Origin of the sequence: Vibrio sp. 10N.247.310.23 (genome assembly GCF_041467155.1) — a bacterium.
In the GTDB taxonomy this organism is placed as follows: Bacteria; Pseudomonadota; Gammaproteobacteria; order Enterobacterales; family Vibrionaceae; genus Vibrio; species Vibrio crassostreae_C.
Window position 1 is genome coordinate 28,589 of the sequence record NZ_JBFSTZ010000034.1, and the last position, 18,995, is coordinate 47,583.

At 43.6% G+C, this 18,995-nt stretch carries 20 protein-coding genes and 1 pseudogene; 4 read left to right on the top strand and 17 right to left on the bottom strand.

Going from position 1 to position 18,995, the window contains the following annotated elements; translation table 11 throughout:
- The first annotated feature begins 59 nt into the window (after positions 1-59).
- Positions 60-605, top strand: coding sequence for a glutathione peroxidase (locus tag AB6D93_RS20950; RefSeq protein ID WP_102332996.1), 546 nt, complete (start codon positions 60-62; stop codon positions 603-605).
- The gene (locus tag AB6D93_RS20955; RefSeq protein WP_017062213.1) at positions 602-1,069 is read left to right on the top strand and encodes a DUF3429 domain-containing protein; all 468 of its coding nucleotides are present in this window, start codon (positions 602-604) and stop codon (positions 1,067-1,069) included. Before AB6D93_RS20950 ends, AB6D93_RS20955 begins: the two co-directional genes overlap by 4 nt.
- A 74-nt stretch (positions 1,070-1,143) precedes the next feature.
- Here AB6D93_RS20955 and AB6D93_RS20960 read toward each other — a convergent pair whose 3' ends face one another.
- From AB6D93_RS20960 to AB6D93_RS20980, 5 genes and pseudogenes are all read right to left on the bottom strand, one after another.
- Positions 1,144-1,578, bottom strand: a complete 435-nt coding sequence (locus AB6D93_RS20960; protein WP_017062214.1) for an N-acetyltransferase — start codon at positions 1,576-1,578, stop codon at positions 1,144-1,146.
- A gap of 151 nt (positions 1,579-1,729) precedes the next feature.
- Positions 1,730-2,343, bottom strand: a pseudogene (locus tag AB6D93_RS20965) (LysE family translocator).
- Between the two features lie 130 nt (positions 2,344-2,473).
- Positions 2,474-2,791: a hypothetical protein gene (locus tag AB6D93_RS20970; RefSeq protein WP_102332997.1), complete on the bottom strand. Its 318-nt coding sequence runs from the start codon at positions 2,789-2,791 to the stop codon at positions 2,474-2,476.
- A gap of 75 nt (positions 2,792-2,866) precedes the next feature.
- The gene (locus AB6D93_RS20975) at positions 2,867-4,303 is read right to left on the bottom strand and encodes a lipopolysaccharide biosynthesis protein (RefSeq protein WP_017067059.1); all 1,437 of its coding nucleotides are present in this window, start codon (positions 4,301-4,303) and stop codon (positions 2,867-2,869) included.
- Between the two features lie 16 nt (positions 4,304-4,319).
- The gene (locus AB6D93_RS20980; protein WP_017062218.1) at positions 4,320-5,246 is read right to left on the bottom strand and encodes a glycosyltransferase; all 927 of its coding nucleotides are present in this window, start codon (positions 5,244-5,246) and stop codon (positions 4,320-4,322) included.
- Positions 5,247-5,562: 316 nt separating this feature from the next.
- On the opposite strand from AB6D93_RS20980, the gene AB6D93_RS20985 reads away from it, so the two are divergent.
- Positions 5,563-6,711 carry a glycosyltransferase family 4 protein gene (locus AB6D93_RS20985; protein ID WP_017062219.1) on the top strand — a complete coding sequence of 383 codons (1,149 nt, stop codon included), beginning with the start codon at positions 5,563-5,565 and terminating at the stop codon, positions 6,709-6,711.
- A 159-nt stretch (positions 6,712-6,870) separates the two neighbouring features.
- Here the strand turns inward: AB6D93_RS20985 and AB6D93_RS20990 are convergent, their stop codons facing one another.
- The 5 genes from AB6D93_RS20990 to AB6D93_RS21010 all read right to left on the bottom strand — a co-directional run bounded on the left by AB6D93_RS20990 (position 6,871) and on the right by AB6D93_RS21010 (position 10,709).
- Complete coding sequence (locus AB6D93_RS20990) at positions 6,871-7,644, bottom strand: viroplasmin family protein (RefSeq protein ID WP_017087185.1); 774 nt, start codon at positions 7,642-7,644, stop codon at positions 6,871-6,873.
- A gap of 192 nt (positions 7,645-7,836) precedes the next feature.
- The gene (locus AB6D93_RS20995; protein ID WP_017087186.1) at positions 7,837-8,328 is read right to left on the bottom strand and encodes a DUF2059 domain-containing protein; all 492 of its coding nucleotides are present in this window, start codon (positions 8,326-8,328) and stop codon (positions 7,837-7,839) included.
- Positions 8,329-8,647: 319 nt separating this feature from the next.
- Positions 8,648-8,977 (bottom strand): AzlD domain-containing protein, encoded by a 330-nt coding sequence (locus AB6D93_RS21000; RefSeq protein WP_017078861.1) that lies wholly within the window; start codon positions 8,975-8,977, stop codon positions 8,648-8,650.
- A 2-nt stretch (positions 8,978-8,979) separates the two neighbouring features.
- Positions 8,980-9,708 (bottom strand): AzlC family ABC transporter permease, encoded by a 729-nt coding sequence (locus tag AB6D93_RS21005; RefSeq protein ID WP_102332998.1) that lies wholly within the window; start codon positions 9,706-9,708, stop codon positions 8,980-8,982.
- Between the two features lie 167 nt (positions 9,709-9,875).
- Positions 9,876-10,709: an AraC family transcriptional regulator gene (locus AB6D93_RS21010; RefSeq protein WP_102332999.1), complete on the bottom strand. Its 834-nt coding sequence runs from the start codon at positions 10,707-10,709 to the stop codon at positions 9,876-9,878.
- Between the two features lie 247 nt (positions 10,710-10,956).
- On the opposite strand from AB6D93_RS21010, the gene AB6D93_RS21015 reads away from it, so the two are divergent.
- The gene (locus AB6D93_RS21015; RefSeq protein ID WP_102333000.1) at positions 10,957-11,292 is read left to right on the top strand and encodes a hypothetical protein; all 336 of its coding nucleotides are present in this window, start codon (positions 10,957-10,959) and stop codon (positions 11,290-11,292) included.
- A 67-nt stretch (positions 11,293-11,359) separates the two neighbouring features.
- Here AB6D93_RS21015 and AB6D93_RS21020 read toward each other — a convergent pair whose 3' ends face one another.
- Genes AB6D93_RS21020 through AB6D93_RS21050 form a run of 7 tightly spaced genes read right to left on the bottom strand, consistent with a single transcriptional unit; the run spans position 11,360 to position 18,993 of the window.
- A complete protein-coding gene (locus AB6D93_RS21020; protein WP_240799481.1) occupies positions 11,360-12,778 on the bottom strand; it encodes a DUF4832 domain-containing protein in 1,419 nt (472 codons plus the stop codon).
- Between the two features lie 38 nt (positions 12,779-12,816).
- Complete coding sequence (locus AB6D93_RS21025) at positions 12,817-13,188, bottom strand: hypothetical protein (RefSeq protein ID WP_170964679.1); 372 nt, start codon at positions 13,186-13,188, stop codon at positions 12,817-12,819.
- A gap of 49 nt (positions 13,189-13,237) precedes the next feature.
- A complete protein-coding gene (locus tag AB6D93_RS21030) occupies positions 13,238-14,344 on the bottom strand; it encodes a glycosyltransferase family 4 protein (RefSeq protein WP_102333002.1) in 1,107 nt (368 codons plus the stop codon).
- The gene (locus AB6D93_RS21035; protein WP_102333003.1) at positions 14,341-15,552 is read right to left on the bottom strand and encodes a glycosyltransferase family 4 protein; all 1,212 of its coding nucleotides are present in this window, start codon (positions 15,550-15,552) and stop codon (positions 14,341-14,343) included. The genes AB6D93_RS21030 and AB6D93_RS21035 overlap by 4 nt, the downstream gene beginning before the upstream one ends.
- The gene (locus AB6D93_RS21040; RefSeq protein WP_102333004.1) at positions 15,549-16,547 is read right to left on the bottom strand and encodes a glycosyltransferase family 2 protein; all 999 of its coding nucleotides are present in this window, start codon (positions 16,545-16,547) and stop codon (positions 15,549-15,551) included. Before AB6D93_RS21040 ends, AB6D93_RS21035 begins: the two co-directional genes overlap by 4 nt.
- A complete protein-coding gene (locus tag AB6D93_RS21045) occupies positions 16,544-17,920 on the bottom strand; it encodes a capsular biosynthesis protein (protein WP_102333005.1) in 1,377 nt (458 codons plus the stop codon). Before AB6D93_RS21045 ends, AB6D93_RS21040 begins: the two co-directional genes overlap by 4 nt.
- Positions 17,917-18,993, bottom strand: coding sequence for an oligosaccharide flippase family protein (locus AB6D93_RS21050; RefSeq protein WP_372159191.1), 1,077 nt, complete (start codon positions 18,991-18,993; stop codon positions 17,917-17,919). Before AB6D93_RS21050 ends, AB6D93_RS21045 begins: the two co-directional genes overlap by 4 nt.
- Positions 18,994-18,995: the final 2 nt, after the last annotated feature.

The window sequence follows — 18,995 nt, forward strand, 5'->3', positions numbered from 1 at the left end:
GATCATTTCATCGTGCTCAAGAGTAATAACCATTACGCCAACTAAAATGAGCCAACCCTATGAAATGTTCACTACTTTGCTCAACCGCACTGATTACAAGCCTCACGAGTTCCATCGCCTTTGCAGCGATCTGTCCCGAAATACTTAATGGCAAACAGCGCTTGTTAAACTCAACCGAAGAAATCGCCTTGTGCGATGAGTTTCAAGGCAAAACTCTATTGGTGGTAAATACAGCGAGCCAATGTGGCTTCACTCCGCAGTTTGAGCAACTCGAGCAACTTCATCAAACCTACAAAGACCAAGGCTTCACGGTTATCGGTTTCCCAAGTAATGATTTTCGCCAAGACAAGGGAAGCGAAGAGAAGACGGCAAAGGTTTGTTACCTAGACTATGGCGTGACCTTCCCAATGATGGCACGAGCTTCACTGTCTGGTAGCAACGCCAACCCCGTGTTTACAGAGATACAACAGCAAGCGGGCGTAACGCCTAAATGGAACTTTTACAAATTCTTGATCAGTAAAGAAGGTAAAGTCGTCGCCACCTTCCCTAGCTCCACATCTCCAGTGAGTGCCACGCTCAAAAACGCGATTGAGCAGCAGTTATGAAGGCGGATTACATGGCAACAACTCAAACCCGTAACACCATGGCCAAACTGGGGTACATGGGGTTAATTCCGTTTTTATTCGGTCTTCTCCTTTCGCTCACCGACAGCCAATTTATGGGGATAAGCGGTGAAACGCTGTTCATCACCTACAGCGTGGCAATTTTGAGTTTTCTTTCAGGGATCTTGTGGGCAAATGGCATCGAAAACTTTGAAAGCCAATCAAGTAACAAAGCACTGCTAATAAGCAACGCGATTGTGCTCATCGCTTGGCTGGCAGTATTGCTTGGCGAACAAAAAGAGCTAGTGACAACTCTGATTCTCATCTTTGGTTATATTGCGGTTTGGCGAGCTGAAAGGACGATGAGAGAAGAGAACCAGAGCCAAGGTCCTGATGGCTACTTTGATATGAGGACTCGGCTGACCTCTAGTGTCGTGTTAATGCACGGTATCGTGATGCTAACCTAGAGCTACGAGATTGTCTTTGAAGTGTGAGCCTTTGATTTAGTTAAGCGCCTTTGTTAAAAACCGTTAGCAACAATCTAGATGATGAGCTTCATCACTAACCTCGGCTCATCATCACCAAAGTAGTTGTCTTCTTGCTTGATGGTAACGAACCCCATCGATGCATAAAGCGCACGAGCCGATGTGTTATTTGGGTCTACAGTGAGCAAAAGCCTAGCATCTCGAGGCAACTGCTCAACCGCCTGTTGCATCAGTTTCCGGCCAACTCCCATGCCACGATAATTCTGGTCTACAGCCAATGATAGGACCCAAAACTCATTCTGCTTGTCTGTGGTTGTCGTTAAGGCATAGCCAGCAATCTTTGAGTCTTGCTTAGCAACCAATAAACCTTTTCCCCAGCAATCAAAGGCCTGACGAAAGAAAAACAGCGGATAGGCGTGAGCGCCAAACAAAGCATGTTCAAGCTGGTAGATATCAGCCAGTTCTTGTTTTTCCGCACAAACAACATTCATAGATAGACCTCATTTAAACCGAACCTCAAGTTTAAACATGCAAACTCAAAGGTGCTATTAATAATATATCAACAGCCTAAAGGCTTACGAACTACCTTAACGAAGATGCCACTTAACTAACGCCTGAGGAGTAGATTAGGTTACTTATGTTTTACTGTCGAATAACCAACAAATTTGCGCCAGATAACGCAAGAAAAACCGAGCACGCTTTGTTGAAACGCTTAGCCATTTGCGGCTTGGAGAACCAGTTTCTGAGGTATAAACCAAAGGCAGCGTAGATAGATATCGCGAGCAGCTCTAACACTAGGAATGTGCCACCTAGAATGAAGAACTGTGTGTTTACATTGGCTGAAACATCAACGAATTGAGGCAGAAATGCGGTAAAGATGAGTATCGCTTTAGGGTTACCAGCTGCAAGGGTGAACTCTTGTTTAACTAGACCAAACCAATTCTTATTACGTTCAATGTCCGCTACTGGGCTAGCTTGTGAGCGCCATAGGTTGAACGCGATCCACAACAGATACATCGCGCCAAATAGTTTGATCAGGAAAAACAGCGTTCAGAAGTATAAAGCACAACCGCTAAGCCAGATGCAGCCAAAGCAATCATGCCAGAAAAAGCGAGGATTCTTCCTAGGCCTGCGACAAAGGCGGCCTGAAATCCGTAACAACGGGCGTTGTTCATTGATAACAAATTGTTTGGGCCCGGAGTCATGTTGAGCGCAAAACAAGCGGGGATAAACAGCAGTAACTTCCAGATTTCCATTGGTGCTTCCTAATTGCCAAATGCCGTGATTATAAAATCCTTAAACAAGGTCTTATCGTTTATAACAGCATTTCATATCTTTTGTAACTGCATAAAAAATAAGCACCAAATCTATACAGTAAATTTTCAATCAGTTCTCAAAAAACTGTTCGTACTCGGGTGTCGCTAGATTTTCGGCGACACCAATCTCACCGACGAAATAGATAGCGCTCGCAATTGTATCTATCGTTGGGTTTGATTCTCGCTCTGGGAAGTCGCCAACAGCAGGAACAGATTTTGGCGCAGACACCGAACTACAAACAAGGCTATTACATACCCTGTTTTGATTTTCTAAGGAGATAGCTTCAGGAACGTCAAAGTGCTGAGTGAGTACGTCGTGGGTAGACAATTCAGACGAAGCGTACGATAAGGTTGAGAATAGAGCTGAGAGCACAATCCACTTGTTCATGTATCTTTCCATTGATGGCATTCATTGAATTTATAAATACTATCGAATCTCACACATTATGAACAGTGTTTTATTTTAATTTGCGTGAGACTGCTTACCCAGCATCAACTTGTCGAGCAGAGCTTGCGGGACAACGATCACTGAGTATTTAACAAAGGCCACCAGCGCGATTACACCAACAGCCGATCCAAGAATAAAGTCATGGACATCAACCAACACCAATCCCAGAAGTTGATCACTCGCTATCGCTACTAATGCGATGCTAACTGCGGTTACCCACTTGCTGTGTTCATAAGGTAATTGTTCCATCGCTTGGCTTACAACATACAGAAGCATGAGCCGCACAACATAAGTTGCACAAAGAACCGCGACAACACCCCACACGCCATAAATAGGCGTCACTGTGAAATAACCAATGGCCGCCAAGACCGCACATCCACCTTGAATCCACATTTGAGATTGACTCGAATCGCCACTGAAACAACCAAGGTTAAGATAATCACCTGCATTTTTGATAACGCTAATCGCAAGCAGCGCAACAACAATGGCCCCCGCGTAATGATAACTGCTCGGTAAAATGAGAGAAATAAATCCGGGTACCGTTAGAATCATCAACGAACCTAAAACAATGGCGAGGTTCACTCCGACTAACGCCCTATCGGCACACATCTTACTGCCACCCGGCTGTTGAAGCATCGCCACACGGTTTGGAAACCACCAAAGCGCGTAAGGCTGCAACAACAGACCAAGAATCAACGCGAACTTTCCGCTAACCGCATAAATCGCGAGTTCTTCGACACCGACGAAGCTTGCCATTACCCAGCGGTCGAGCCCCATGATCATATACATTGATGCACCGCCAACCAGAACGGGCAGTCCGAATTTTAAGATCTTCGCCGAGTATTTGAAGCAACCAAAAGATCCCATCTCTTGCCATTGATAACGCACTAAACAAACCATTAGCAATACACTGGATACCGCAGCTGAAATCAACACGCCATCTATACCGTATCCAGCCTCAAGCAAAACAAAAGTCATGATGGCTTGAACACCGGCTTTCAACACATTGAGCATGCAAAAACGTTTCGCCATCGCGTTCATACGCATCAGCGTTAGCGGGATAGAAATCGCCCCATCGAGCATGGTAGGAATAAGCAGAAGCAGTATCTGGTAAGGCTGGAATTCAACTGGCAACATTAAGATTAACAACGGCATACTGAGGGCAATCAAGGCGCCCCCAAGCACGCACACCAGCACGCTCAATGTGAAGCAGTTCGAGACGAGCTTTTGCTTTTCATCACCTTCGGCGACACCCACATAACGATACATGGCATCGACAATACCGAAGCTGAACAATATCGTCCCAATGTCTGCCAGCAAGACAATGGCTTCTAAGGAACCATACTCTGCCAACGTCATATTGTGCGTAATGTACGGGATCATCACCAATGAAATCCCTTTCATCATTAATATACCGATGGCGTAGTAAGCCGACTGCTTTAAAGAACCCATAGTCGTCACCTTTTCCTTACCAAGCTGGCTTTAGGAAACTTTTACAGTCTCCAATTAGGTGTCGCAATGTGCGTTTTTGAGGTGACATGACCAAAGAACGGAAACTGTAGGCAATAGCCTGTCTATTCTGTTGTAAACCTCGATAATAGTCAGCATAACCTTCCAGTATTCTCGCCTTTGCGATTTTGAAGCTAGAAGTGGGTAGATTCCATCGTTGACTGTCATTTTGGTAATGTTGAAGAATAGTCTCTATAGACTGCAAATTTCTCAATTTAAGACTTTCAGTTTGGGTAACAGAGCTCGCTCTCATCAAGTAGCCAACCTGCACCGAGTTCAACACACCGATCTGATGGTTTTCACTCATTCGAAGCCACAGTTCCCAATCTTCCCCATACTTGATGTCAGCATTGAAACTGTCTGTTTGAGAAAACACATCCGCTTTCACCATGACCGTTGATGTTCCAATCACGTTATTTTCTATGATGAACTCCAACGGGTTCTCGATATTGATGAACAGCTCATCTTGATCTTGAAACTGCGACCAGTAACTAAAGCAGTCGACTATTACTTGGTAATCTTCAGTAAGATGCTCGTAGTTAGTAAAGCTCATCGCGAGATCAGGGTAACGTTGATGAAATTCGAGTTGGCGCTCAATTTTTTCAGGAAACCAGAAATCGTCTGCGTCTAAAAAAGCGATGTATTCACCGGTCGCCTTTTCAATCCCTAGGTTTCTCGCTTGAGGCGCACCAACACCCAATGTGGACAACGTAATAATGCGTTCATCGTCTATAGAAGCAAGATACGTCGACGTTCCATCGTTACTGTTATCGTCAATGACAATCAGCTCAACATCTTGATGAGTCTGCTTTAGTACACTACCAATCGCTTTCGGCAGGTAATCCAAACAATTGTAGGTAGGAATAACAACACTTACTTTAGCCATAATGACGCCCTCAGATTTATACGTTATATGGCTGACGTTGCATGTTCTATGCCGAGAGTGTCTTACTACAAAATCACCTCTATATCAGTCACCTACGCGTCCATTCTCAAAATGACGACCAAACACAGATGTTCAAAAAAACTGCAACTCCAATTTGATTATCAATTTGAGAAAACGAGCTACCTCTTAAGGGGTAACCTTCGAAAAGCAATCAGAAAGCCCTCCAAAGCTACGATTCGATCTTGGTTCGTATCTTGCTTTATTGGTTATTACCTTGGCTTGATAGCTTTAGTCATATGGATTTGAGGAGTAAGGAATGAAGAAAGTAGCATTTGTGGCGCCAACCTACCCAGTACTCAGTGAGACCTTCATTCAAACAGAAGTCGACTCTGTGAAAGCGTGTGGGCACGATGTTTGTGTAATGACGTTCAAAATTGAAAACAGTGAAAAACAGTTCGACTACGACATTGTCGAAATAGGTAAAAATGTTCGGAAGGGTAAAGTCGCCAGCATTAACTGGATAGGTTTCATCAAGGCTGTCTCATTTATTTCTAAGCAAACCAGCATGCCGAAAAAGTCACTGTTCGCTTATGGGTTTAAATTAGCGCTGCAACTCGCGGAAAACGACGTCGAACACGTACATGCGCATTTCTGTCAGCACACCACAGCTCACGCCATCGTCGCGGCAAAGCTGCTGAATATCACCTGTTCGTTCGTTGCTCATGGTCATGATGTTTACGAGTTCGCTTATGACATTGAACATAAAATCTCATCGAGTGATTTTGTGGTTGCAGTGTGTAAAGACATGCTTGCTGACTTCAATACCATGGCGAAAGGAAACATTAAGCTCCTGCATTGCGGAGTTAATACCAAACAGTTCCAACTCAACCCAAAAACCGAAACGAAGCAACTTCGCTTTATTTTCCTTGGCCGATTAGTGGAGCAAAAAGGTATCCACCATCTTATTGATGCATTAGCGCCGATTGCCGAACCTCTCGATATTCATCTCGATATCATCGGTACTGGCGATTTAGAGCAACAGTTAAAATTGCAGGTCAAAGAGCAAGGGCTCACTCGAAACGTGACCTTTCTTGGCGCTAAACCTCACGAGTGGGTGAAAGAGAAACTATCGAACTATGACAGCCTAATCGCGCCCTTCTGTTTTTCCGAAACTGGGTGTGTGGATACAGGGCCACTGGTTTTAAAAGAAGCGATGGCCGTGGGCACACCCGTCATTACCACCAACATCATGGGATGCAAAGAGATCGTCTCACCAGAGACAGGTTTTGTGGTTAGCGAAAAGAACGTGGAAGAATTAAGAGAAGCGATTGAGCGTTTCGCGCAGCTAAGCAGTAACGATAAAGCATCGATGGGGTTAAAGGCACGTGAGAGAGTGAAAGACAGTTTTAATTCGATCAAACAAGCTCAGCAATTATCTCGTTGGATAGAGAACCCAGCTCAATAAGGATTAACTCAGACAGCTATGCCTCACAAAAACGACTGAGCACCACAAGATCAAAAGAGCGCTACATCCATTTGAAATGTAGCGCTCAACTAAGCACTGCTTAATGATAGCAACTTATGCTTTCAGTAACTTTTATTAGCTTTTCATTAAGAAGCCTAGCTAGCCGGCTCGAAGTGCCAAAATAGACTCAAGATCTTCGATGTCACGATATTGAGCTAGCTCCTGCTCTTTCGATGAAATAGCCACAATCGACATTCTATCGGCCAATTCGTTACCTTCAATACCAACGTGTCCGTTCACATGGTAGATGGTGATTTTTGAAGCCAGTTCTTGGTAGAGAGCATACGCAGGCTTAATAATATCGAGGTTTTTGATCTCGCCGCCCGACTTAGTCCAGCCCTTTTTCTCCCAGCCCGTTGCCCATTTAGTAATACAATCAATTGAGTACTTAGAGTCACAATAAATCGCAACAGACAGACCCGCGTTTAACTTCTCTTTCGCGAGAATAAACGCTTGCTTAAGCCCATGTAACTCGGCGGTATTGTTGGTACCAACAGGCTGATACAAGCCATACCACAATTCTGTTAATTGGTTGTTTTGGTATACCGCTAAACCCGTCCCCGCTTCACCAGGATTTGGCTCACAAGCACCATCGGTAAAGATCTTGATATCAAAAGGCATATCTGTGATTTGCTGCTCCGAAAGAGGCGGCACCTTCACTTTCGTCGCCTTACCCGCAGAGCTTGGCTTTGTCGCTGTAGAACCTGACGCAGACGACGTTTTACCACCGAAAGCAGACTCAGCCTCGCCTAGTGTTGGAAACGATTTATATCTCGCACCAGCAAAGCCATCGACTTGCGCTTTACACTCGTTCCAAGTGGTAAAAATACCCGGTGTGCGACCTTTCCAAACCACATAATATTTCTTAGCCAAACTAACTCCTTACCAAAACCTAAATACACAATACCCACACCTAAAATGATTCAGCTATGGGGTAGTAATTATGCCTGATTACGCTTGAAACACATAAATCATTGCATGAAATGCAGCGTGTGTTTCAAGAATATCTACGTTATCGACCAAGTATAGAGCGTTATTTCTAATCACAGACCTAACGGCTTCTGATCAAGAACCTCTATGTGCTTCAAGGTCTTGTTTTAGTTTGGTCGTTAACTTTTTAACTTTTGGGAGAACTTGTTGCATTAACGACTGAGTCATGATCATTGACTCTGTTGTCACGGTTGGCATTTTTTTCAGAATGCTTTTTCCATGTTCTGTTTTGTAGAAATCGATCATTGCACTGAGCTCTTCTTCAGTGAATTGATTGCTGTAAATCGTTACAATTCCTGGCTCTAGCTTTTGCCAGCTAACCTCCTCTTTCATTAAGTCGTTCATGCCCTGATAGTAATCATCAAAAATAGCTTGTTCTGACTCTGAAACCCCTAGGTCTTTAGACATATTAGCCATCATGCTATCCATTTGAACGTATACCGCGTCCAATGTGGAATCGACATCCATAATCTGAAGAAGCTCTTTTATCAGAGCTTGCCTATCATCTTGTGCCGCTGATAATTGCAGCGGTACGAGTAGAAATAAAATTGCGAAAAATCTATACATTTTGAGGTCCCTTTAGCTTTGTAAAACAGCTGAAATATCTTTCCAAACATCTCAACACATTGAATTATTTGCAAATTTACTCACTTTTTATCCATAAGTAAAACGAATTAAACAGTACAAAATAATATAAAATCAATTGCATTTGAATGTGAGGAATTTATTGGACAGATATGAGGAAGGCGAAGAGAGGAACAGAGCGCTTTTGAATAAAGAACCACAAGAGAACTAGAGCCTAAAAGCACTCGTTTCAAGTAATGAGTCATACACTTGAAACGAGGATAACTAATGGCGTGACACGACGTATCAATTGAGCTACGTATCAGTTAAAAAGGTAATCAACCGCAACGAGGTTATAGAACAAAAACACCGCCATGCTGACGCCGATAGTAAGTAGCACATTGCCTGTTTTCCAAATCAACAGACCTGTGACCAGCGCGCCTATCAAGTATGGGTTTTCAAAGCTTGGCCAAAATGTCTGCTCTGGTGCAAATACAATCGGCCCCCAAATTGCGGTAAGCACAGCGGGGCTTGAATAGCGTAACAGTCGACGCGTGGTTTGATTTAATCGAAGCGGGATTGCAGGCTCTAGAAACAGATACCGACTAAAGAAAACAATCGCTGTCATAAGGAATATCGTTAACCAAATCATCTCTATTTCCCCTCCACAATTGTCTTGTTGCCGTTGTTTCGCTCTTGGAACGATTCGCTGATAAAGCCCGCTAACATACCGGCAATCGCTGCAATCATTAGCCCGCCCTCAATATTGTTAACCGACATGGCAACCGAAGTGACCAGTGAAACAACCACACACACCACGACGGGTAGAGTTCGGATTAATGGGAACACCAAGGCGATAAAGGTTGCTGCGACCGCGAAGTCGAGCCCAATTTCATTAAGCGAAGGAATCTGGCTTCCCGCGACAATGCCAACAAAGCTCGCAATATTCCAAACTAGGTAAAAACCGCCGCCTACACCCGCAGCGTACCAGCGATTAAATTCTTTCTGAGACTGCCCACTACAAATCGCAAACAACTCATCGGTGAGCCAAAATCCGAGTAATAGACGCCAACGCGCAGGAAGATGGTTGATTTTGTCACGCATCGATACGCTATACAGAAAGTGTCTAGACGTGATGAATAAGGTAGTCAACAACATGGTGCCTAGACCAATACCCGCTTTAAACATACCCGCGGCGACAAGTTGCGCTGAGCCAGCAAACAAAATAGCCGACATCGCTTGCGCTTGAAGTTGATTCAATCCGGCATCTATCGCATATGAACCGGCCAGAACCCCCCAAGGGATTACCGCAATGCTCAACGGCATTCCCGCTAAAACGCCCTTCCATAACTGTGTTCGTCTATCCATTGTTTCACTATCCATATAGTTCTTTTCTCTCTTCACATTGGCTATTCAATGTAAGAGGAGTTGAGTCGGTTCGATTGTACAAACTTGCTCGATTTCATGCCCCTCTGTTTGCCGCACTTAACCGTACTTAACTGCACTTAACTGCACTTAACACAAGTTGGCCATGCCTTAGCCATGCAAGTTTAGAGCATTTTGATGTATTGCCCCGGCGTGTAGCCATTGGCCTTTTTGAAGTGTCGATGAAAATGGCTTTGATCATGAAAACCACACTCTTGCGCGGTATCTGAAATGGTATGTCCTTGTTTCAATAACTTACGCGAAAGCCTTAACCGAGACTGGATTTGATACGCATGTGGCGGAAGACCAAACTCTTTTTGAAAAGAACGCACTAAGTGAAACGGACTCAATGCCGCTAACTTAGACAGCTCCTCTAGGGACACATCGGCTTGTGGAAAATCATCTAAGAACTCTTTCACCAAGACAAGCTGGCGCTGAGTTTTTCCGTCGAGTTGAGGGTTAAGCGGCGATTTTCCGTGTCGGCTAATCAGTTTAACCAACATCCCGTACATCAAGGTCTCTCTTAACAAGCGATTGTCAGATTCATCAATCGTGTTAAAGACTAATCTCAATTGATTGGCGAGTTCAGGATCTTCAACAACCGCTCTTGGGAAGTAAGGCGCCCCGTAATTGGGTAGGTTTAGCTCTTGAGTGATCTTGGCAAGTTGATCTGGGAGTGGATACATGGCTCGATACGCCCAACCGCCTTCAGTGGCAGAGTGACCGCTATGAACTTCGTCGGCATTGACCAGAATAATCGCATCTTGTGGTGCTATATGATGCCCGCCCGTTCGATAGAAACGCTGAGCGCCCTGCTCGATGACTCCCAGCGTATAGCCCTCGTGGCTGTGGCGCGAGAAGTTCTGCTTTTCGTATTCAGCATTAAGAATTTCAAGGCCGCCGAGCTCTTCGGTTATCTTATACTCGGCCTTTTCTTTAGAGCGTTTATTGTTCTCCATAACAATTCCCAAGCCTGTTGATTATCGAGCGACTTATCAGTCTACCCTATAGTCTCTTTCAGCTTTTGTACAAAATTGCGCATTTGGCAGCTAAGACATTTTTTGACCTAGGAATTAAACGGCTCAATAACGTGCTCTAATTGCGAGCAAGATCGTGCTCTTTAAGCAGTTAGCGAAGAATTGACAAATCAACGACTTAATCATGTTCATAATCCCCGCCAATTATTGGTAACTGTTCAGAGATATGATGAAGAAAGCCTTAGCATTGATCTTTTTCTTGAGCCTTACGGGTTGCACTCATAACCAGTCGAAAGCGTTAAGCATGAACTCTTCGTCAGTTAATTCATACCCGCAGTCGATGTCGAACCTACAACTGTGCGACACCTTGTATTACGGAAGGCCGAGCAATCAAACACTGGCCGCTATTGGCAGCGAATTTAACCGAAGAGGTCTGTCAAAGCGTTGGTGTGATACCGAAACCAATAAGCTTTATTTAACCAAGACAATTGATTGGGTTACTGAACAAGTAGAAGGCAAAGAAGACTCTGAGGAAGCGTCAGCAGTGGTGTTGCCTGCGAATTAGATTGAGTAATCAGGGCTAACCAGACCATCTTATCTAGCATGCATTAGAAGAGTAATGACAATTGTCATTACTCTTCAATGATCACTTCACTTAGCCGATACCAACCATCAGGCTGTTTCCCTATATTTGCCAAATTCAAAGGTTTACTGTCACGACCTTCACTCACTGCTATTTCGATATAATAATGACCGACATTTAGATCTGTCGGCAATGAGAAGTTCGCAATAGATTTATAATCTCCAGGGAGCCAAGCTTCGCTACTTGTACTATCTTTTGCAAACGAAACCACCTGACCGTTGCTGTTTACTAATCGATAATACGCATAATAAGGTTGGTATGTTGGTGCGACTCCATCGTTAAAAATATGAGCTTCCAGAGAGAGGTTTTTCCCCATCGACAGGTAAGCTGAATGACGAATCGTATCGACTCGAAAGCGATATCCAATTTTTAGCAACGCATTATCTAACAAATCGCGGTACTGTTCGGGAATTGGCTTCGATTTCAAGTTTAGGCTACTCGCATGCTGATTAATCGCCCAGTCTAATGAGGCAGCCACTTGAGCTCTTGTGTAATGTTGTGTGGCTAGCCAACCATGCATGTCACCACAGACTTCAAAACTAACCGGCTGGTGCTGCCAAGCCGTATCAAATATTGGTGTTTGCGAGTTTGCTTGTTGAATTCGATACGGGTAGTCATCATTCATATGACTCCAAGTAGGGCCAAAATTATGCCAATCGCCCCAGCAATCGGCACGCCAGCCAGCACCTTTTTCTATTGCGTATGCGAAAGAATCCCCCCCGTTGATAAGCATTAATTTTGCAGTATTTGGGAATGCTGAAAAGTGCAGATCAACGAACTTATTTAACTGGTGTTCTGAATACCTACTAAATAGTGGTTCAAGCTCTGGAAAGTTGCTGTTATGCCACTCTCCCCAAGAACCCACCATACCTATGTCAATCTGAGCCAGCCGCGAGTCATTATCGTAACGTTGCCCATAAGCACTAAGTAATTTTTCTACATAGTATAAATAAGTTGGGTCATCGAGATCGGCTACGAAAGTTTTTCCATTTTCAACCCACTGCCCTTCGATACCTTTATCGATGAGCCATTGTGGAATTTTTGTTCCTGAGAATGGTTCATCAAGTGTCATAAAACGCAAAGCTACTCGCTTTGATTGCTTGGCATTCTGTTCAAGCAAGTCATCAATGAGAGAAAAGTTATATTCACCTTCGCTTGGCTCAAGTTCACTCCAATAATACCGGTAGTATCCCATTCCCGAGACAGGATATTGCTCAAGAGTTAGTACGGTACCCCACCCGTCGTGAAACGTTTCAACCCCCATACCTGGATTAGAGATAGGTGTATTGAGTGCCGTGATTGACGTCACTTTATCCCCTACTTCGTCAGCATAGGCGTATGAGGTAACAAAGAATACTAACGATAATAGGTATAGCCATGAGCACTGCCAGTTAGTGACTTTTTTCACTTGTTTATTTCCTATCATTTATCACTCGAGTTCAACCCTTATAGTGATTGAAACCAGTCCCATATACCTAGTGAAAAGCTCTCGAACAGATCGATACCCAGTGCAGACTTTAACAAATACAATGCCAGTAGAGCGAGCATCCCCCCCGCAAGGACAAAGGTAGTTAGCAATACCGTTGTAGCATAGACTAACCATTTAGACTCACCTTGACGCTCTGCTGTACGACGATCACGCCCACTCAACAGCACGACATAGTAGCGCTTGCCAAACCAAGGAAAGCTTTTACGGATATCAACGGAATGTTTTGCGACTAAGCCAACTTGATTAACTGCTTTTTCAATAGCTTGCCTTTGTTCTTCACTCAAGCTTTGTTGCGTTTCTTGCTGTAAAACTCGGTAAAATTGAGTCACTGCCCGGCTCTTATTAGGCTCATCCGTATCATTGTTTTTATTAAGACGATTAGTCACGCTTGCTTCCCAACATGTTATTGTAAACATCCACCGTTTGATCAGCGATTTTATGCCAGTCATATCGTTCTAAAAAGTGTTGATAGTCTTGTAGAGGCATCACACTCCTTTTATTTATTGCCTGTGATAATTCATCTATATTTTTGACTGGGTAATAGCAATCAGATTCAAGTCCAACCTCACTGTTTGGCGCAATATCGCTAACCACCACGGGTAAGGAATATGACATCGCTTCTAGCAGTGCAATAGGCAGCCCTTCATGATAAGAAGGCATTACGAATAGCTTAGCTTGAGAAAATACAACTTGTAGATCCTCCCCTTTGAGAAAACCGGTCAGTATCACGCCTGGGGTGTCTTTCGCTGCTTGTTTTAATGAGCGACTGTATTCACTTTCATGATCGGAATCTCCGATCAGTACGAGCGGCATATCAAGCTTGGATTTTGCGTAGGCTTGAAGAAGATCATGGAAGCCTTTTTCTTCAACAAAACGTCCTACCGCGACAATATATCCTCGCGCACTTAACTGGTAGCGCTCCAATATAGATGATACGACATCAACAGGCAGAGACTTAGCCGGGTTAACTCCATTATAAATAAGATGTGCATCATCTCTTTGATAAGATTGCTTAATAAGGTCATTAATCACCTCTGATATGACAATGACTTCATTGGCATATTTAACGGCAAAACGCTCACCGAGCTTCAAAACAATCTTTGCTAGCTTCCCCCATTTCTCACGCTGATAATCTGGACCATGATGGGTGAATACCACTTTCTTTCCAATCAAGCGTAACAGTGGCACGACTAACCCAGGGCCGATCGCATGAACATGCACCACATTCGAGCCATCCGTTAAGGTAGAAAATGCCGCAATAGTCGAGTGAACAATAGCTTCTAGCGATGTCTTTTTCGGAGCCCACAGTGCTTTGGTCTCGACCCCCTTATAACTCCTCGCTTTATAAGCGACATAAGGAGAACGAGCGATAACCTCTATCTCAAACCCTTGCTTAACGATAAGAGGGTAAAGGTGCTGACAGTGAGTTTCGACTCCTCCTAATACATCAGGAATACCACGCGTCCCTAGTACGGTTACTTTCATGATTGTTCACCCAATAAATTTTGATACAAATCGACCAACTGCTGATGATGTGCTCTCAATGAATAGCGAGACTCTAAGCGTTGTCTTGCTTGTTCACCATAGTACTTTGTAAGCTCTGGCCGTATCGTAAACTCATCCATCACATTGGCAAGATCATGGGCATTACCCGCTTCAAATAAACGCCCCTCCTTTCCATCTCGAACTTGCTCGGGGATACCTCCAATATTAGCGCCGATAATAGGCTTCCCGTACGACATAGCCTCAAGCACTGACATAGAACAGTTTTCATAGCATTCCGAAGGGACAATAACTGCACTCGCTTGTTTAATGAGTAAATGTAAATCCGGCCCCGTTTTAAAACCTAGCCACTCGACCTTACTCTGTTTCCCTGATAGGGAGTCTGCAAGTGGTCCTGTACCGGCTATTTTTAATGGTATCGATTGGTTAGACAACTCGTATGCCGCTACCATTGTCGCTACGCCTTTTTCCTGACTCAACCGCCCTAAATATAAAAAATATCGATGATCTGCCACGTCTTGCTGATCAACGTTCTCGTTAATGCCATTAACTATGACCTCAATTCTATTATTAGGGAGCTTGCGACGAATGATATTGGCTAAAAACTGGCTAGGTGAAACTATCACATCCAGTGATTGATAATTCTGAGCGAGCGATTGATACAGAGCCTCTACAACAAGTAAGCCACTTTTAAACCATGATCCTTGTTGGCAGCGATATCTTAAAGCGTTAAAAACACTTCCTTGTAAACACGCTTCACAGGTGTGTCCATCACGATACATTGTATAACTAGGACAGGCTATTTTAGTATCATGAGCGGTGAGTACCGTTTTACATCCGGCTTGTTTAGCAACCTTGATAATTGAGGGGGTCAGCTGGTGATAAATGTTGTGAAAGTGAACGATATCGGGTTGCTCGGTAGCAATCAACTCAGAAAGCTTTTCACACGCCTCTATGTTATGCACAAACCGCATTGCCGTTTTCAACGCGCTAAGTAAAGTAGCATTAGCGTGATAATCCACGTTATTGACGAAACTAGCACTGTAATCAGATACCAAGTTGTCATTGTGAGCCATTGAAAAGTCGATAACCGAAAACCCTCGATCCATCAACATTTCTCTTTCTTGAAAAAAGACCGTTTCAGCGCCCCCCTTTAAGAAAAAAAACTTATTCACCACCAATACTTTCATGACACATCTCGCTCTAACACTTTATGTGACGGTGGTTGATTTGGGTCTTTAATGGGCAACAACAAACCATTTACCAATCCGGCTGAAAATACTGTCAAATTAATAATGCTCTGCGCACCGTCCTTTATTGAGCGGTTTTTAAACGCCTTCGCAGCAAAGAAAAGCATCAATGGCAACAGGCTAATGGTCAACAACGAAACATTACCCACCAGCAAGGCCAAAATTAACCAAGCAAGATAGCAAGCAAAGATCAACTCATTACGCACCACACTCACAGCTTTTCGAAAGTACGCTTTACCAAACGCGCTCTTTAGCAATTCGCCTGACGCAAACAAATAACCACGATTCCATCGGTAGCGCAGTAACGTTAACGTCGGCATATCATAAGAAGTATGATGGAAAAATGGGGTATCCAAACGATGCAATTTGTAACCAGCATGTTCGAGTCTCATACCAAGCTCGGCCTCTTCATAGGCATGCAATGTGCGATGTGTAAGATAACCTATATCATTGATTGCACTCGCCCGATACAGCCCTCCCCCGGCTAAATGACTACAATCACCAGTAGGGTATATTTTGTGATGCCTTTGTTGGCGAGATTTAAATTCGTAGCTATTCGCTTCATCCATTTCAACCGCCCCCGCCACAGCGGCGTAAGCCGGCTCTTTTTCCAGAAATGCTATCGCCGCATCAATGAACCCGTCTTGTAAACGCATGTCACCATCCAATAACAATAGATAGTCACCAGTGCTGTATAAATAGCCAAGTTGATGGCCTACGCCGCAGCAACGATCATTAGCGTTGATTAACGTCACGACTTTAGCGCCATTCTCTAACGCAATTTTTTGCGTATCATCATCAGATAAGCTATCGGCAACAATGACATCATATTGATAATTCTTTAGCTGACTTTGAACGCTTTTAATCGTTGCAGCAATACCACCTTGTTCATTGAGTGTTTTTATAATCACGGTGATTCTAGGTAAAGAACTCATAACCTTGCCCCCGATTGAATAACAGTCTTGCGTATGATTAGACTTCCGCCAAGTGAAAAATAGAAAAGGAACTGCAACATAGGCACCAACATTAAAATTTGGCTGTAAGGTAAGCTTAATAAACCTGCAAAACTAAATGCAATAAACGCAGGTTGCCAAGAGAGCAATTGAATGTCTTGCATCGATAACTGCTCACGTTTTAGCACTTCCTTGGGCATTGACACCTTTAGCGCCAATAAAATTGGACATAAAAATAGGACTAACCCAACGACACCAAATTCCCACAACATCATGCTTAGTGACGTAGAATCTAGGAGGACATTAAATATTTGATTCAAGAAACCTGGAGCTACCGAACTACCGTGGTTGGTTGCATTTAACCCATAACCAAACCACACGTTAGACCATCCATAAAGCTGACTATTATCCAACCAGAAAAATAGCGTGGTCATCCGCCCTAATTCTCCCGTTGGTAAGATGTAATTTGAGTCATATATATACTCTAAAGAATCCCAAAACACCTTTAAAGCACTGTGGTCAGGGTCGGTATCAAAAGCGCTTGCGTAAGAGGCAGCAAGGACAACTATTGCCAATAAAACTAACAATCCCATGGTACAAACCATAAGAAGCACTTTCTTAATATCCTTTTGCCTAACGCCGTAAACATAACTAGGGCACAGCCAAACAAATATTAAAAGTATAGGAGCAAGCAAAATGACGAACTTAACTTCACCAAGAACGCACAAAATAAACGCGGCAACAATATGCAGTATCATGTTAAGCCGACTAACTACACCATGCCTAAATTCAGACAATTTAAGGAGCATGACAAGTAAACAGAATAACCCTAATGCTGCCGTGTTTCCCCCGCCCATAGGGTCACCACCGAAAGTCCCTACCACAGAGTCCCACTTTTCAAATTCACCTTTCAAAGCGACACGTTGTGGGACAACAACTAAAATCTGATACAAGATAACTGGGAATTGTAGATAGAAAATCCAATATAGCATCTGCACCACGCGGTAAAGCTGCGACTCTCGGATAAACCCCAATAGTAAGCATAGAAAAATAAGCGACAATGCAAGTTCGTTCTTCCAACCTACAATGGTCACCGTCAGCCCATTTTGTAGAACTGTCGACGCTAAGATCAACGTATAGGCCCCCACCAACAACAATGTGAGTACTGTTTCTATATTATCTAACTTAACCGCTTCATAATTGGTTTGCATCAATAGCAACAAAACCATCGCAAAGGCAGCAACAAATGGCAGCCAAAGCACTGCGCCGACACCAGTCAGATACTGTACTAGCCCACAAGCAACTAACGTTACAAACGTGTATACCTGCAAAAACAGACCATTATTTATCTTCAAGTAACCTCCATCGTTCGACGAAGTCGCACAGCCGTTTTATTCACTTCAAAATAAATAAACAGGTATCGAATAGAAGACAGTAGGGCGAAGGCAATAACCGAGTATGCATAATCACTTATAAAAAATGGCAGCGCACCAAAAGCCAATACCACCACCATAAGTTGCTCAAGCTGAATGCGAAGGAAATACTTGGGAGAGCCATAAACCAACTCAAGAACGGTCAATGGGCACACCGCTAGCGCCATAAACAAATACGGTAGCATATAGCGAGAAGTTGGCACTGAAGCGACCCATTCAGCGCTAAACCCTAATTGCATCACTATGGGGTAGAAAATGAAAACTCCAAGCACCGCCGTAGTCCCCATAGCAAAGAGTAACCGGCGCACCTTGGAAAATTCAGCGTAATTAAACTGATTGCGTCTAAAGTCGACAGACCAAGTGGAAAAAATAGAGTTTCTTACAGCGTTACCAATGATAACAATAGGCGCTAAGCAAAATCGGCTAACTACGGCGTAATAACCGGCTACAACAGGACTGAACCACACGTTAATAAGGATAACGGGTAAATTATTATTCACCATCGCCAAAATCTCAGCGCTCCCAACTTTGACAATATGATGTTTGTGCTTACGGAAAAATAGTGACAAGGATGAAAGCGAGAATTGCTGTAGATTCATCACGTTTCTTGGTAGAGAGTAACCAATACATAGCAACATACACACTAGCAACGATGCTCCCCAAGCCCAATAGAATGCACTCAAGTCTTCACTGACAGCAATAAGTAACAACACTAACATCGAAATCGATGTTCGCTGTAAAGCTAGTGACTTCATTTTTTGAACTCTCAGCAGTAGATTCTCAGAGATCAAAACCCATGCATGTGCCAACGTTAACATCAGAGTTTGAAGAATGGGACGGTCAAACAAACATGCAATGCCCATAGAATAAATGACCGACGCACAAACACTAAATAACAAGCAAAAAGAGACATTTTGCCCTAGCTCGTTACTCTGTTGTTTTGTCAATAGCAGCTGTGATGCAAACGTACAAACTTGTGCTCCGATTAAGGCAATAC

Bases quoted from the DNA above. Each gene is read 5' to 3' on its own strand.
- AB6D93_RS20950 (WP_102332996.1), top strand. From the start codon at position 60: ATGAAATGTTCACTACTTTGCTCAACCGCACTGATTACAAGCCTCACG.
- AB6D93_RS20955 (WP_017062213.1), top strand. From the start codon at position 602: ATGAAGGCGGATTACATGGCAACAACTCAAACCCGTAACACCATGGCC.
- AB6D93_RS20960 (WP_017062214.1), bottom strand. From the start codon at position 1,578: ATGAATGTTGTTTGTGCGGAAAAACAAGAACTGGCTGATATCTACCAG.
- AB6D93_RS20970 (WP_102332997.1), bottom strand. From the start codon at position 2,791: ATGAACAAGTGGATTGTGCTCTCAGCTCTATTCTCAACCTTATCGTAC.
- AB6D93_RS20975 (WP_017067059.1), bottom strand. From the start codon at position 4,303: ATGGGTTCTTTAAAGCAGTCGGCTTACTACGCCATCGGTATATTAATG.
- AB6D93_RS20980 (WP_017062218.1), bottom strand. From the start codon at position 5,246: ATGGCTAAAGTAAGTGTTGTTATTCCTACCTACAATTGTTTGGATTAC.
- AB6D93_RS20985 (WP_017062219.1), top strand. From the start codon at position 5,563: ATGAAGAAAGTAGCATTTGTGGCGCCAACCTACCCAGTACTCAGTGAG.
- AB6D93_RS20995 (WP_017087186.1), bottom strand. From the start codon at position 8,328: ATGTATAGATTTTTCGCAATTTTATTTCTACTCGTACCGCTGCAATTA.
- AB6D93_RS21000 (WP_017078861.1), bottom strand. From the start codon at position 8,977: ATGATTTGGTTAACGATATTCCTTATGACAGCGATTGTTTTCTTTAGT.
- AB6D93_RS21005 (WP_102332998.1), bottom strand. From the start codon at position 9,708: ATGGATAGTGAAACAATGGATAGACGAACACAGTTATGGAAGGGCGTT.
- AB6D93_RS21010 (WP_102332999.1), bottom strand. From the start codon at position 10,709: ATGGAGAACAATAAACGCTCTAAAGAAAAGGCCGAGTATAAGATAACC.
- AB6D93_RS21015 (WP_102333000.1), top strand. From the start codon at position 10,957: ATGAAGAAAGCCTTAGCATTGATCTTTTTCTTGAGCCTTACGGGTTGC.
- AB6D93_RS21030 (WP_102333002.1), bottom strand. From the start codon at position 14,344: ATGAAAGTAACCGTACTAGGGACGCGTGGTATTCCTGATGTATTAGGA.
- AB6D93_RS21035 (WP_102333003.1), bottom strand. From the start codon at position 15,552: ATGAAAGTATTGGTGGTGAATAAGTTTTTTTTCTTAAAGGGGGGCGCT.
- AB6D93_RS21040 (WP_102333004.1), bottom strand. From the start codon at position 16,547: ATGAGTTCTTTACCTAGAATCACCGTGATTATAAAAACACTCAATGAA.